The 15485-nt window shown below is 43.9% G+C and carries 10 protein-coding genes; 1 reads left to right on the forward strand and 9 read right to left on the reverse strand.

Annotated elements, in window-relative coordinates:
* Window positions 1-26: 26 nt before the first annotated feature.
* The 5 genes from ACVBDU_RS18410 to ACVBDU_RS18430 all read right to left on the reverse strand — a co-directional run bounded on the left by ACVBDU_RS18410 (window position 27) and on the right by ACVBDU_RS18430 (window position 8146).
* Entirely contained in the window at window positions 27-920 is an 894-nt protein-coding gene (locus ACVBDU_RS18410; RefSeq protein WP_447181196.1) for an alpha/beta hydrolase fold domain-containing protein, read from the reverse strand.
* Between the two features lie 50 nt (window positions 921-970).
* Entirely contained in the window at window positions 971-1804 is an 834-nt protein-coding gene (locus ACVBDU_RS18415) for a rhamnogalacturonan acetylesterase (protein ID WP_447181197.1), read from the reverse strand.
* Window positions 1805-2085: 281 nt separating this feature from the next.
* Complete coding sequence (locus ACVBDU_RS18420; protein WP_447181198.1) at window positions 2086-3531, reverse strand: glycoside hydrolase family 28 protein; 1446 nt, start codon at window positions 3529-3531, stop codon at window positions 2086-2088.
* Window positions 3532-3870: 339 nt separating this feature from the next.
* Window positions 3871-6642 (reverse strand): family 78 glycoside hydrolase catalytic domain, encoded by a 2772-nt coding sequence (locus tag ACVBDU_RS18425; protein ID WP_447181199.1) that lies wholly within the window; start codon window positions 6640-6642, stop codon window positions 3871-3873.
* 250 nt (window positions 6643-6892) lie between these two features.
* On the reverse strand, window positions 6893-8146 hold the full coding sequence (locus ACVBDU_RS18430) for a glycoside hydrolase family 76 protein (protein ID WP_447181200.1): 1254 nt from the start codon (window positions 8144-8146) through the stop codon (window positions 6893-6895).
* A gap of 590 nt (window positions 8147-8736) precedes the next feature.
* Here ACVBDU_RS18430 and ACVBDU_RS18435 point away from each other — a divergent pair.
* Window positions 8737-9132: a DoxX family protein gene (locus tag ACVBDU_RS18435; protein ID WP_447181201.1), complete on the forward strand. Its 396-nt coding sequence runs from the start codon at window positions 8737-8739 to the stop codon at window positions 9130-9132.
* Between the two features lie 152 nt (window positions 9133-9284).
* Here ACVBDU_RS18435 and ACVBDU_RS18440 read toward each other — a convergent pair whose 3' ends face one another.
* From ACVBDU_RS18440 to ACVBDU_RS18455, 4 genes are all read right to left on the reverse strand, one after another.
* Window positions 9285-9731 (reverse strand): DoxX family protein, encoded by a 447-nt coding sequence (locus tag ACVBDU_RS18440; RefSeq protein ID WP_447181202.1) that lies wholly within the window; start codon window positions 9729-9731, stop codon window positions 9285-9287.
* A gap of 247 nt (window positions 9732-9978) precedes the next feature.
* Window positions 9979-11928: an OmpA family protein gene (locus ACVBDU_RS18445; RefSeq protein ID WP_447181203.1), complete on the reverse strand. Its 1950-nt coding sequence runs from the start codon at window positions 11926-11928 to the stop codon at window positions 9979-9981.
* Window positions 11929-12096: 168 nt separating this feature from the next.
* Window positions 12097-13008 (reverse strand): PorP/SprF family type IX secretion system membrane protein, encoded by a 912-nt coding sequence (locus ACVBDU_RS18450; protein ID WP_447181204.1) that lies wholly within the window; start codon window positions 13006-13008, stop codon window positions 12097-12099.
* A gap of 149 nt (window positions 13009-13157) precedes the next feature.
* A partial coding sequence (locus ACVBDU_RS18455; RefSeq protein WP_447181205.1) for a CLIPPER-2 domain-containing protein occupies window positions 13158-15485 on the reverse strand: 2328 nt, incomplete at its 5' end.

Here is a 15485-nt window from a genome sequence, read left to right on the forward strand (position 1 = left end):
TAAATCATGTCGGCTTCATCCGACATTTATTTTTTAAATACTTTATCCAGAAAAGATATGTTGTAATTCAGTGTAGTTTCAAACCACGGATGTAAAAGCCAGAAAGAGTGCGGGGAATCCGGAATGGTATGTACTTCATTATATATACCGTGTTTTTCCAATATTTCGATCATATCGTCCCTTCCGGCATGAAACCTGGGCTGAGCACTGTTTATAAAAAGTGTTGGTGGTGTGTTTTCATTCACGTATTCCAATGGGGAGGCTTCTTTCCATTTCCCGGCTTTTTCCGCTTTCGTACCGCCCAGCCAGTAAGCTGCGTATTTCCCCTCTTCCGCTTCCGGATGGACAAAAGACACGATACCATCTGTATTGATAATAGCCTGTACTGCATCGGAATAGCGGGATTTACCTTCTTTATATAAGGGGTTACCCGGGGTGACTCCTACCAGTGTGGCGAGTTGTGCCCCGGCGGAAGCTCCCGAAATCGCGATCCTGTCCGGATCTATGCCATATGTCCCGGATTTTTCCCGAAGCCACCGTACGGCAGCTTTGATATCCAGCACAGCGGCCGGATAAGGCGCCTGTGAACTTAACCGATAGGATACCGTGGCCGCAACAAAACCGTTTTTCGCCAGGCATTGGGCCATAACCCTCTGGTTTTCTTTGGTCCCGGATACCCAACCTCCCCCGTGCACCAGCAAAATGGCAGGAGTACTTTCCTTTTCCTTACCGGCAGGGGTATAAATATCCATGTTCAACCAGATACCGTCAACTTTGCGATAGGTTATATTTTCTCTTGCAATGACCCCATCATCATGCAGTTCTGCCACGGGGGTAACCGTAGGATAATATTTGCGGAGTTTCTCAAAAGTCGTCTGTACCGTGTATGGTTGCGCTTCGATCTTCTCCTGTGCAAACATACCTGCCCAATTCGAAAAAATCAGACAAAGCCATATGTACACCGGTATTTTCATAGATGATCTATAAACTCATATTTTTTATCGGCACTCCATTCCTGCATGCCTTCAAATACCAGTCGTGCCACTTCCGTAGCACCTTCAGGCTGGAAATGGGTGTTATCACTTTGTCCATCGGGATAGGCTTCATACACCCCGGCAGGAAGGTTCATAAAATAATTTCCGGAAACGTATTCTTCTCCTTTTTCGGCAAAAAAATCCATAGACTTTTTATTCAGGTCGATCATCGTGGCATGCAACTCACGAGCCACTTCTTTTACTGCTTTGTCGTATTCGCCATGTACATTCTGAAGTTTCCCGTCTTTCCACGGATAATTGCGGGCCACCGGGGTAAGGATAACGGGATATGCCCCCTTTTCCCTGGTTTGTGTAACGAAAAGCCTCAGAAATTCCTTATACCCTTCGATATCCACATATCTTTCCGGCTTATTCGTTGCAGCGTCGTTATGACCGAATTGTATGATGACTATGTCATTTTTCTTTAAGCTGTCATAAACGGAACGCCACCTGCCCTCCTGGAAAAAGGTACGTGTACTTCGTCCTCCCCGTGCCCTGTCATCAACAACTACACTGTCACCCTTAATAAGTTTCTCTACCTTGTGTAAACTGTCAACACTCATAAAAGGCTGAAATACCTGCCCCCACCCGGTAATAGGGTACCTGGTTTTCTTATAATCTTTTCCCGGCTCGTAGTCATTACTATAATCTGCCATAGTAGAATCTCCTACGAGGTAAACCACAACAGGGTCTTTTTTACCCGTACAACCGGTAAGGAACAGACATATAAGACATACGGTCAGCAGCAGAAAAGCCGGTTTCGTTTTCATTCTTTATGATTTTAATGTGAATTAAGGGTCAGATTTTTGTTTTAGTTAAAGATCAGTCCGTTGTGGTTTTTCCATAAAAAAACAGTCGGGTTATTAGGTTACTGAGTTATTCAGTTTATGGGTATTGCCTAAATAACTCCATAGCTTAATAACCAATAACTAAAATGCATTCCCCGCCGGACGAGCAGGATCGTTTATCAAATATATCCCCTGAAGGGTATAAATAGTGAATTTTAACCCTTAATTCGCATTTTTAACATGCTGGCGGAAAAGTTATGCATCTATTCCTCTCCCGGTTTTTCACCGTTAATGGTCGTATTTATAAATTGTACCGGATCCGAATGTTCTACGGACATTATGGTATCGGCCCTGTCGATAGTAACATTCTCCAGGGTTACATTCTGTACTCTGGCTTCCTTTCTTCCCCGGATCAGCACGCCATATTTACCGCTGTTCTTTACGGTCACGTCTTTCAGGTGGATATTTTTGATTACGGGAATGTATTCTCCTTCCTGGGCTTCATAAATGGCGTAATGGGTATTGATCTTTAACGTGGCTTCCTTTACCTGGCCCACTTCTACGTTATTTACAAAGACATTTTCCACGAACCCACCTCTGAGGGTATTGGTTTTTATCCGGATGGCCCTGTCCAGGTTCGGGCTGTCCATAATACAATTACGGACATATACATTTCTAACCCCGGCGGAAATTTCACTACCCATAACGACGCCTCCGTGGCCGTCTTTCATTTCACATCCTTCCACGACAATATTTTCACTCGGAATGTTTACGCGCCTGCCGTCGTTATTCCTTCCCGATTTTATGGCAATACAATCGTCCCCGGTATCAAAAACACAGTTTTTAATGTGTACATTTCTGGCATATTCCGGGTCACATCCATCATTATTAGGGCCGTGGCTACTCACAGTTACCCCATCCACCGTTACACTGTTTGACTTTATGGGGTGCATTACCCAGAAAGGCGCATTGGTAAAAGTGACTCCCTGTACCAATATATTCTCGCATTCGAAAGGTTCAAAGAAAGTAGGTCTCAGATGGTGCCCTTCACCAAAGATTCGTTCAGCAACCGGGGTACCTTCTTCATTCATTTTACGCAAGCGTGGCAAATTCTGTTCGTCCCTTTGATGCGGGCCTCCTTCCGTATAGCCATACCTGGTACTTCCGCACCAGGGCCACCAATTGGTTTTATCGGCTTGTCCGTCAAAGGTTCCTTTTCCGGTAACCGCTATGTTTTTTTGCCGGTATGCATAGATAAGCGGGGAGTAGTTCATTAATTCCACCCCTTCGTAGGAAGTGTGAACGACGGGCAGATAGTCCTCGGTATTTTTGCTGAACAAGACAACTGCCCCCGCTTCGGTATGCAGATTTACATTGCTCTTTAAATGGATAGGCCCGGTAAGAAATTTACCCGAAGGCACAATAACCTTTCCTCCACCCGCTTCGTGGCAGGCGGCAATAGCTTTTTCGAATGCATCCGTACTCAGGGTGGTACCATCTGCAACCGCCCCGAAATCGGTGATATTAAAAGTTTTATCCGGAAAAACGGGTACTGTGATACCTTGTATAATTTTATCCGCCGGATCAACAACTTCTCCGGTATCCTTTTTATCCTCTTTATTGTTTGTTTTACAGGACTGAAAACAAAAAGGCATCAACACTAACAAGATGCATACGGCTTTCAGAAAACCGGAAGTTCTGATTTTCATAGGTTGGGTTTTAGTTAATTTTTATACTGTTATCCGGAAGATTTTCCTGCCTCCAGGATCGAAACAAATTATGCAATCGATTACACGAAACTAAACAATAATAATGAAACAGAAAATTTTTCACCTTAAAAATGTCAGGTATACAATTAAAAATCCCAAAAATTAACACTATTGCATCCTCGGCAGGTGTAGTAACCTTCAGGGTTGATCTGTTATTTTTAAACACAATAACATTTCGGGATAAAATTGTGAAAGCATAAGAAATGATTTACCACAGGAAATATTGAACTCATTTTAAACTTCCCTGTGACTTACAGTTTCCCGATATCTAAACAGGTCTTATTTTTCAAAAATAAAGGTATAGCTCCCGGACCCCAGGTGAAGAACTGTTCCGGTTTTGCCGGGCTCTGCTCCGATTTCCCCGATATCGGGTACTGGCATACCACTTTCTTTCAGCTTATTGATATCCGTTACGGGAAGATGCACTTCTGCGACTGTATTTACCGGAATCCGGACATTATAGGTTATTTCCTTTCCTTTTACTTTCCAGTGCGAAACAATCTCCCCGTAATATGTTTTGAGGCTTCCGTTTACTTCGGTCAGCTCCTCACTATTATTCTGCTCCTTAACCTTATCCGAAACATATGTATTGGTGAAGTGCGGGGTCAGCACGATTTTCTTATATCCGGCTTCATCAGGGTTCTCTGCATTATTAATTCCTGCAAGTTCTCTGTACATCCAATCGCCAATCGCACCATAGGCGTAATGATTAAAGGAATTCATGGAAGGTGTCTGGAACGTTCCGTCCGGTTTTCTGCCGTCCCACCGTTCCCATATGGTTGTGGCCCCCACGGTAACGGGATACAGCCAGGAAGGATAGGTTTGCTGCATTAATAAGGTATACGCGAGATCGTGATAACCGAATCCGGACAACACAGAACACAGGTAAGGAGTTCCTAAAAAACCTGTAGTCAGGTGATAATCGTAGCCTTTAATATTTTCAACCAGGCGCCGGGCTGCCTGTGCCCTGAGATCTTCCGGAAGCATTTCAAATTTCAGGGCCAGCACATAAGCCGTCTGGGACCCGGAAACCAACCTGCCGTTCGGAGTTACATACTCCCTGAGAAACGCGGCTTTTATGTGCTTTAATAAACCGGTATACACGGTTACGTCATCTTCTTTTCCCAACACTTTTGCAGCACGGATAAGCAGTTGTGTGGAGTTTGCGAAAAAGCACTGGGCGATAAGGTATTTATCGGTTATCGCGGCTCTGCCATCGTTGTCGTCATCTGGTCTGTAAAATAACCAGTCCCCGAAATGAAACCCGGTATTCCACAGGTAATCGTTGCTGTGGTTTTTCATAAAATCTACCCAAGACTTCATGCTGTCATACTGATTTTTCAGTATCTCTTTATTTCCGTACAACATATACGCATTCCACGGAATAATCACAGATACGTCCGCCCAGCCTGCGGATGCTCCGTCATTCGGCCCCAATACGTCGGGTACAACATGTGGTACACTACCGTCATCCGACTGATCTGCGGCAACGTCTTTCATCCATTTTACAAAAAAGTTATCTACATGCATGTTAAATGCAGCCGTACGAAAGAACACCTGGGCATCTCCCGTCCACCCCAGGCGTTCATCGCGTTGCGGACAATCCGTCGGAACATCCAGGAAATTACCTTTCTGTCCCCATTCGATATTGTGTTGTAACTGGTTCAATAATTCGTTGGAAGTCGTAAAGCTTCCTGTTTTCCGCATGTCGGAATACAAGGTTACAGCCTTGAAATTGTCGGCTGAAATATTCTTTACATTTCCCCTGATCCTTATATACCGGAAACCTTGCCATGTAAAGTGCGGTTCAAAATTTTCCGAACCCTTTCCGTTGAGGATGTAAATATTCCGCTGGGCTGCAGCCCGCAGATTTTCGGTATAAAAATTGCCGTTTTGGTCCAGTACCTCGGCATGGTCTATAATCAAACTGTCTCCTGCATTTCCCCTTACATTTACCTGTACCCGGCCCACCAGGTTTTGCCCGAAGTCTATTACCTTATCTCCCTTGGGGGTTGTAATCATTTCTACCGGGGTAAATGTTTCGTGCCCGGTTACCGGTTCGTTATAGGTAGCCAACAGGTTATCATAGTCAAAATTCTTTACTATTGCCGGAGACCATTTATTGTCATTATAGTTTACGTTTTTCCAGTCTTCGAGGGATTTTCGTGCGTCTGTGATTTCGCCATCGTAAATCTCCGAAGATAGTATCGAACTCTTATGCGTTTTCCAATCATCTCCCGTCCCCACAGTTTCGGAAGTTCCATCGGCATAGGTAATATTTATCTGTAACAAAAGCGCCAGGTCACTTCCGTATATATTTTTATTATCTCCCCAGGCCAGGGCACCTCTGTACCACCCACTACCCAACAGTGCTCCGATGGTATTTTGCCCTTCTTTCAACATATCGGTAATATCGTATACCTGGTATTGTAAGCGTTTGTTATAGCTGGTCCAGCCGGGTGTTAGATACGCGTTGCCTATTTTGTTACCATTTATAAAAGCTTCGTATAAGCCGTGGGAAGTTATGCTCGCCGTGGCTTTTTTTACTTTCTTCCGAATAGAAAATTCCTTTCGGAAAGCCGGACTTTCCCGGAGCGTATCTTCTTCGTATCCCATCGTGATCCACTTTGCTTTCCAGTCGGACGGATGCAAAATTCCCATCTGCCAGTATGCGACTGAACTCCAGGGAGAAGATTTTCCTTTATCATTCCACACTTTCACCCTCCAGTAGTACGTTTTCAGCGAACTTACTTCAGGTCCCGCATAAGCCACTCTTACGGATTGGTCCGATTCTACCTTTTCACTGTCCCAGATCACTTTGGAAGTGAAGTCATCACTTTCGCTCACCTGGACCCGGTAAGCAGCCTGTTTCTCATTTCGTTTCAGAGAGGAAAGTATCCAGGTGAATTTCGGGTTGATATTGTCTATTCCGATCGGATTTTCCCTGTTTTCACAATAAAGTTGCTCCGGTTGTACCTGGGCATGGGATAAAAAATGTATGCTCAACAGGATTATTGCTATGGTAATTACCTTTAAATAATACTTTTTCATGTGGCTGGTATTGAGGATGCACAGTTTATGGAAAAACAGTTATAAATTTATCAATAAATCTGACATTGCTTTTCCGCATATGATATATTGATTCCGCATTTAACAAAATAATACGGATTAAGCCACATTCAAAAAGGCTGGCGGATAGCCGGCAAACCTATCCCCTGCCCTGATATTTCATTATTGTTTTCACCTTAGTCCATTGCGAATTCGAACAGACTTTTCTATTTCTGTTGCCAACAGTCATTTATTATTCTGTCATGGCCAACTGCGACAGCATTTCCACAATAGCTCCCTGGTGAAGGATCTCCCATTTATCCTGTGTGGTTGTTCCTTTAAAGTTCTCATTGATAAGATTAGTATCCCTGTTCCTGGCATCGGACAGCCAGGCATGGAGCAGGGTTTTCTTATAATCATCAATATACTCGCTGTTGTGATCTACATTGTAGAGTTCCACATAGCCTCTTAGCATAATGCCCTGGAACCATACATGGCCGGGCTCTAATATATTGAAGGATTTATTCAGAATATCGGACCGGAACGGGGCAAACCATTTCTGGTGGGCCGCTTCGGCTATATTTTGTGCATCTTCCAGATAATGTATCTCATTGGTAATATTGTATAGCAATACCGCTGCCTGCATGGGCTGACCGGAATTATACGAGTACTTGGCCGTGGATATTAGTATCCCGGAATCCGGATCATTTTCATCCGATAACCGGGCATTGTCCCAGTATAAATAATCAGAAGGGTCCTGAAGTACTTCTTTAACCCAGGAATAATATGCTTTGGCACTTGTTAAATAGTGTTCTTCCCCGGTAGCCTCATATAACCGGGCAGCCAGCACGGCTGCGGGAGCTGTAGAACAGGTATGTTTGGAGTTTAATCCTTCTTTCCAGTATACTCCGCCTCCCATAATATCATCTGTTCCTGCCTGAACAAAATTCCAGACGATCTCGGCCCTTTCAAGATACCTCATATCATTCGTCAGTAAATAAAGGTTAACCATATCGGTTGCCACCCATATATTATCATCGTAATACCGTTCGTCCCCTTCCCCTGGATACACTGCATATGCCTCCGGTCCCCCGTTCCTCTGATTCCTGAACTTATCGATAGCGGTAAGTAATCTTTCGTCGTATTTTTCTTCCACTTCCGCCCTGAGTCCTGGAATATCCCAGGTGCTGTGTTTAAAAGCGGTATACCCTGAAAATGCCGAGCCATGTCCCCATATTACGGCGGCCCCGTCCCAATAGCCACCTCCCTGCGGATACTGTGAACTCCAGATATCGCGTGGTTTTCCGTCGAGATACAGTTCAACAATGGCTTTCATAAGCGTATCCGCTTTAGTTACCCAGTCATTTTCCTCTTCTGCAATAAGACCGGTAACGTTTTCTCCGGAAATGGCACCATCCGGATCCGATGTCACTTTATCATCACAGGAGTACATTGTTAACAATGTTATCGATCCTAAAATGACATAATACATAAAACTTCTTTTCATAATATAAGTAGGTTAAGGTTTATATTTGACAATTATTTTAATACTGAAAAGCCTTATTCCAAATTGTTTGAAACAACTCTTCTATAAACTTCACACTTAAGTATAGGAAAAGTCCCAGATAATTTTTATTTTTCTCACAAAATCCTTTCCTAAATTATCAAACGCCTGTTTTTTTAACACAAAAAAAAGTGTGTCATTTAAGCGCAACGTTAAGGATCAGAATCCGTTTCTCCAGATGAAGACAAAATACAACCGGTAAAGTATATGACAAGGTTCCCGACTATTTCTTTAAGATTTCACCTCTTAGTAGGAGAAAGCGTTTTTAGATGATATCGGGAGGTGCCCGATCACCGTCATTAATGGAAGAATTCAAATCTTAATTTGTTCCCTTTTATTTTTCACCCGGCACTACTGTTATCTGCATCGGGGCACACAGCCGGTCCAGGGGGCAGGACTTATCTTTATTCCTATAGTAACGATCCTTCCAAATGCCATAACTAACCCAAACGTAACTACTAACCTTTGATATATTGCTAATAAAGCCATAGTAAATAGGTTTAATTTAGCCATATCAAACAAAATAAAAAAAAATGAAAAAACCGTGGAAACTGACTTACTGGGTAACAACCATTATCGTATCCCTGATGATGTTGTTCTCTACGTATTCCTATTTGACAAATGCCGGTATACAACAAGCTTTTACACACCTTGGGTATCCTGATCATTTCCGGATAGAACTTGCCATCGCCAAACTGATAGGAGCGATTGTTCTTCTTGCGCTGATAAAAGGGTGGATCAAGGAATGGGCCTACGCCGGGTTTGCCATCACCTTTGTTTCCGCCTTCATAGCCCATACGGCTTCGGGTAATCCCATGTCGGCCAGGATATCACCTGTTATTTTTCTAGGTCTTTTAATCATTTCATTTATTTCTTTTCATAAAACAGATACCGGAAAGAGGAATGCGGAAACAAAAAATATATCCTAAGCCAGCTACTTCGACGTATGAGGCGGTAACCATGGATTATTTTCAATTAATTAAGGTACAAAGCAAACAGGCTTTTTAAGAGCGCCGGACCGTATTATTGTTAAATGCATCTAAGCTTTTTCCAACCTGCCGTTTTCCTGTCTAAAATCATATCACTTATTGAAAAGCCAATAGTCAACAGACAGACCTCCACTCCCTTTAAGGATCACCACCAGAAGTAATGTCAGGAGCATAATAAAATATTCTATCCCTTCCCCCTGTTTCTTACCGGTCCAGTTCATACTCCAGCCTTCGGAAAAATGCACGGCAAGGGCCCCGCTAAAAATAAGGAAGTTACAAAATGCAGCTACCCTCCCGGCAAGACCGATAAACAACATTATACTGCCTATCGATTGCCCCAGAATTACAAGCCAAGCAATAAACAGCGGTATTTTCTTCTCCTTAAAACTACGCAGGGAAGCTTTAATCCCTACGCCTCCTCCCAGATCATCGAACCACCCAAATAATTTTTGCATTCCATACGGGATGATAATTACACCCGCGATGACCCGGATAAAGGTGATGATCAGATCACCGTTGGTTTGCATTATGTGTATCATTTGTTTAAGATTACCATAAGCAAGGATAATTACTAATTGAAACTCACAAGATTACTGCATGCCGAAAATCTGTCTGCAATTTACCATACCATTGTTTTCAAATATAGTGTTTAATGCCGAATCGGAACACTTTTTCTGATTGTATGATGCCATAAAAAACGGGATCTTTTACAAGAATCCCGTTTTGTTTTGTACGGATGAAAGAACTTTCAATTGATATTACAAATACTTATATCGTGATGTTCGTTTATTTACGGATTTCAACAATTATAAATTCACTTCGCCTGTTTAACTGGTGTTTCTCCCTGGAACAAGGTACTCCATTAGCACATTCATTCACCAATTCTGTTTCACCATAACCCTTTCCGCTAACCCGGTCCGGAGATATTTCCCCTTTTTCAACAATATAATGGACTGTAGACTTTGCTCTCCTGTCAGATAACCCAAGGTTATAGCGGTCACTGCCCCTGCTGTCCGTATGCGACCGCACTTCTATGACCATACCCTGGTATTGCTGCATAACCTGTATAACCTTAGCCAGTTCTTTGGCAGCATCTTCCCTGATATTATGCTTGTCGAAATCAAAGTAAATAGGGTTCAGGTTGAGTTTTTGCGCCAGATCGTCGCCGGGGAACATATCCCCGCGTTCCAATTCAATGAGCACTTCCCTTTTTTCTCCTGCTTCGAGCTTCGTTACAAATTCTTCATGCGGCTGGTATTCCTCCTTATCATAACGGGTATTATAATTCTTACCTGCAAGTACTTTTACGCAAAAATTACCCGCGTCGTCTGTTTCGAATTCTTTTTTCTTTTCCCCTTCTTCATCGTATAGTGTGACTTTTGTCCGGGCAAGAGGTTCTTTGGTGTGAATATCCCTCACATGTCCACATAATTCCGCCGCTATGGCAAGAGGAGCGTTTTCCAGGAAAGTGTATATATTGTCAAATCCGGTTTCTTCATTACGGTTGGATGAAAAATATCCTTTTCGTGTATTAACATCAACGATATACCCAAAATCATCATCTTTCGAGTTTACGGGTTCCCCTACATTGATCACCTGTTCCTCTCCGAAGGGCCCGTTGATAACCGCAAAGACATCCAATCCGCCGATCCCGGCATGCCCGTCGGAAGCCAGATAGAGTGTTCCGTCTTCAGCTATAAAAGGGAAAGTTTCCCTACCTGCGGTATTTACAATTTCCCCCAGATTCTCCACAGGGCCGAAACCGCCGTCGGTCGTGATCTCTACCCGGAAGATATCCGACATTCCCTTGCTGCCGGGCCTGTCCGAAGCAAAATACAAGTATTTATCATCCGGACTAAGGGCAGGATGCGCAGTGGAGAATTCTTCCCCGTTAATAGGCAGATCTTCTATCTCTGTCCATTTTCCGTTAGCATATTTCGCCCTGTATATCTTCAGGTGATTGGTTCCTTCTTCGTCCTTGCCGTAATTTCCCCGTGTGAAGTTATTCCGGGTAAAGTACATGGTTTCCCCGTCTTTGGTGATTACCGGGGAACTTTGATGGTATTTGGTATTTACATCGCCTTTGAGCTGTTCGGGCTCGTACAGGGTCCCGTCATCGTTTGCCGACGCCGTGTAAAGTTTTAAAAAAGGCTTTTTATTCCACTTATGCGTACGGTCTACGAAAATCCCGGTATCCCTGGCGGAAGCAAACAGGATTTGTCCGTCCCTGCCAAAAGCGGGACCGAAATCGGCATATTTACTGTTAATTTCCACATCTGTGATTTCGTATCGTCCGGAGTTTTCCCGGATTCTTGACAATTCTTCAGTCAAGGAATTTCCTTGCCTTCCGGACTGACCGATCAATCCGTAAAATTTTTCCAGTACTTTCCCGGCTTCCTCATAATTACCTTCGGCCTGTAAGCACTTGGCATACCTGTAATAGTACACCGGGTCTGTTTCTTCTTCGTAAGAAAACACTTTTTCGTAATGTTGCAAGGCTTCTGCATATAGGGCATTGTAGTAGTAGGTATCTCCCAGTTTGCTGTACAGATCTTTGGATTCATACCCCTTTTTCAGCAGATTTTCATAGAGTTCCCTGGATTTTATGTAGCCGAAATCTTCATAGCTCTTGTCTGCCCTTGTTTTTTTTGCTTCCTGTGGAAAGGCTATATTTCCAATAATCAGGCATAACCCGATGAGTATATATTTTTTCATCCTGATATATTTGTTTTTCATCTGTTCTTTTTATTTGTTTTCAACGGTCAAAGATTAGCTACGCTGAACCACTGCGTTAGGTTTCACAAGCTCCATCATATAAAATCAAAATGCCGTGAGTAATGCCCAAAGAACATTTTCTGTTAGGCTTGCGTGAATTTGTTAATGGGTATTTCATATTCAATTAATCTAAAAGAATCTTGGAGAGTGCAGCCTGTTACGCGATGAGAAAATAAACTCATACCTTAAAAATACTTCATGGCTGCCTGAGTTATAGTTACCAATACGGCGTGTATCCCAGTCATAAGCGTATCCTACAAACAGGCTTGGGGTAATATTAAATCCGGCCATGGCACTCACTGCCGCATCCCAGCGATAGGCCGCACCCAGTGTCAGGTTTTCATTAAACATAAAATTGGCCGAAAGATCCACGGAAAGAGGGGCGCCGCTTACGGCTTTCAGTAGGGTTGCAGGTTTGAATTTCACTGAGGGGCCCAGGTCAAAAACATACCCCCCGATCAGGTAAAAATGCATCTTTTCCCTTGCCACCGATTGCTGCACATCGTCATAAAAACTGGTTTCGAGCAATGCCGGTACCGACAGCCCTACATACCAGTTATCGGAATGCAGATAGGCCCCTACTCCGACATTCGGAGAGAATTTGTTCAATTTTCCGGTAAGGTTAGGATCCTGATTATTCTCCAGGTTAAGTTTATTATAATCCACCTCCAAAAAACTTCCTCCTCCCATAAGTCCCAGATTCAACCTGGTCCTGTCGGATAATTGCAACAAATAAGAAAAGCTGGCATTGATATAAGTATCCCTGGAGGGGCCTATGTTATCATTCACAACAGATAACCCCAGTCCATGCCCTCTACGGCTTACCGGAGAATGGATTGAAAACTGGGTGGTCCTCGGTGCGCCGTCAAGACCAATCCATTGAGAACGGTGTAATCCGAATAAACTGGTTACACCCCGTGTACCTGCATATCCCGGGTTCACCGTTACAGTATTATACATATACTGTGTGTATTGCGGTTCCTGCTGACCGAAAACCGACAACGACCAAAATATGATGAGCACCGATACTGCCTTTTTCATAATATACCTTGTATTTTTAGTTCTCACTTTTAATCTGACCTTTAAAATCCGGTGCCGGAATACCATCCGAAATACGTTGGAAACAATATTTTAATTATGATCGTAAGCCCAAACTACCGACACCGGAATATTTCACATTTTTTGAAGCATTAGTTGATAAAGAGATAACCCGATTTATCCTGAACACTACTGTTTTCTGTCCTGTATTTCAGAACATAGAAATAGGTTCCCGTAGGCAATCGTTTTCCCTGGTTCAATGTTGCACGTCCTTCGGAATAACCGCGGAATACCCTGTCGTTATTATTATATCCACGTACATCATATACCTTAACTCCCCAACGATTGTATATTTCAACTGTGTTATCCGGGTAACATTCTATCCCCTGTATCTTAAAGGTATCGTTCAATCCGTCTCCGTTGGGTGACACGCCATTGAATACTTCTACGGTACAGCCTTCCAGTTCTATGAAGGTAGGGTTGTCGCCCAGGCCATCTTCACTATCGGAGAGGTTACTTACCCGGGAACCATCGGTAGCATCGGCATGAACCGTAGCCTGGTTGGTAACTCCCCGGGCAATAATATCATCCTGGGTTATCGTATAAGTTCCCGAGAAAGTGATATTGTCCGATTCACCGGGTACCAGGGAAACAGGTCCGCCCGTTATGGTTACCCCCGGCAGGGGATCTTCAATATTTATATTACTCAGGTACACATTTCCTGTATTGGTCACTTCAAATCTATAGGTTATGGTTTCTCCGGCCTGGGCCTGTCCGTCACCGTTTTCGTCATTGAACTCTCCTGTCTTGAGTAAGGTAATTGCAGGGTTCCGTTCGAGTTTGACAACCGTACAATCGGGACATTCGTCCATATAAAACGGATCTGAAGGATCCAGTGGTTCCGAAGGTTGTGATTCTTCATATACCTCTTCTCCATCGGGCGTTTCCGCACTTGCTTCTGCAATATTGTATACCGCACCTACGTTGATATCTTCCTGGGTAATTACATAAACCGCAGATGCTGTTCCCGTTTCTCCCGGGGCCAAAGCAGGCGGACTTACTTCCGAAACTTCCAGGGCGGGCACCATGGTTTCATCGGAAATACTCACATTACTCAAGGTCACATTTCCTGTATTTTCCACCACAAAACTATATTGTATAATATCTCCCGGACTTATACTTCCGTCACCGTTTTCATCGACATACACACCTGCCTTGATAAGTGTCATATCAGGTTTTTGCTCTATAGATGTTTCGGTAGGATCATCGTTGTCCGGGTCTGTTCCCGAAGTATCCTCTACAGGATCACCATTCGGGTCTTCACCGCTGGCCAAAGCCTGGTTGCTGACACCACCGTTGTCCACATCGGACTGGGTGATCGTATACGTCACCGTAGCGGTCCCTCTTTCACCGGGGGCTAATACAGCCGGGGTGATGGGCAGACCGAAAGTTCCTGTCAATGCATCATCGATAGTGATATTATCCACAGTTACATTACCTGTATTAATCACCGTGAAAGTATAGGTGATTTCATCTCCCTCATCTGCCATATCATTATCGTTGATATCCGCATACTCTCCTGTCTTTACCAAGGCTATGGACGGGTTTTGTTCTATAGGTGTATCCGTAGGATCGTCATTGTCTTCGTCTGTTCCGGACTCATCTTCTATCGGGTCACCGTTAGGGTCTTCTCCACTGGCCAGAGCCTGGTTGCTGACACCGCCATTATCTACATCCGACTGGGTGATCGTATACATCGCCGTTGCAGTACCACTCTCTCCCGGGGCAAGGGTAGACGGGGTGATCGGCAAGCCATTGGTGTCTGTCAATGCATCATCGATGTTAATATCCGCCACGGTTACATTTCCTGTATTGGTTACTGTAAAGGTGTATTCGATAGCATCGCCTACTACAAAGGCACCGTTTTCCCCGCTACCCGTATTGCTTACTACTTTTACTAAAGCGATCGACGGGTCTTGTACGATCGGAGTATCTGTTGGATCGTCATTATCCTCATCTGTTCCGGACTCATCTTCTATAGGATCACCGTTAGGGTCATTACCGCTCGCTAAAGCCTGGTTGCTCACGCCACCGTTATCCACATCTTCCTGGGTGATCGTATAGGTTGCCGTTGCTGTTCCCGATTCTCCAGGTGCCAATGTCGTCGGAGTAATTGGTAAACCGGCAGTTCCTGTCAAGTCATCATCAATGGTAATGTTATCCACAGTCACATTACCTGTGTTACTTACCGTAAAGGTGTATTCAATCGCATCACCTACTACAAAGGCGCCATTTTCCCCGCTACCGGTATTGGTCACGGATTTTACTAATGCGATCGATGGTTCCTGGGTTAGAGGAGTATCCGTAGGATCATCATTGTCTTCATCTGTTCCGGACTCATCTTCTATCGGGTCACCGTTAGGGTCTTCTCCACTGGCCAGAGCCTGGTTGCTGACACCGCCATTATCTACATCCGACTG

The organism is Sinomicrobium endophyticum, from assembly GCF_052983315.1.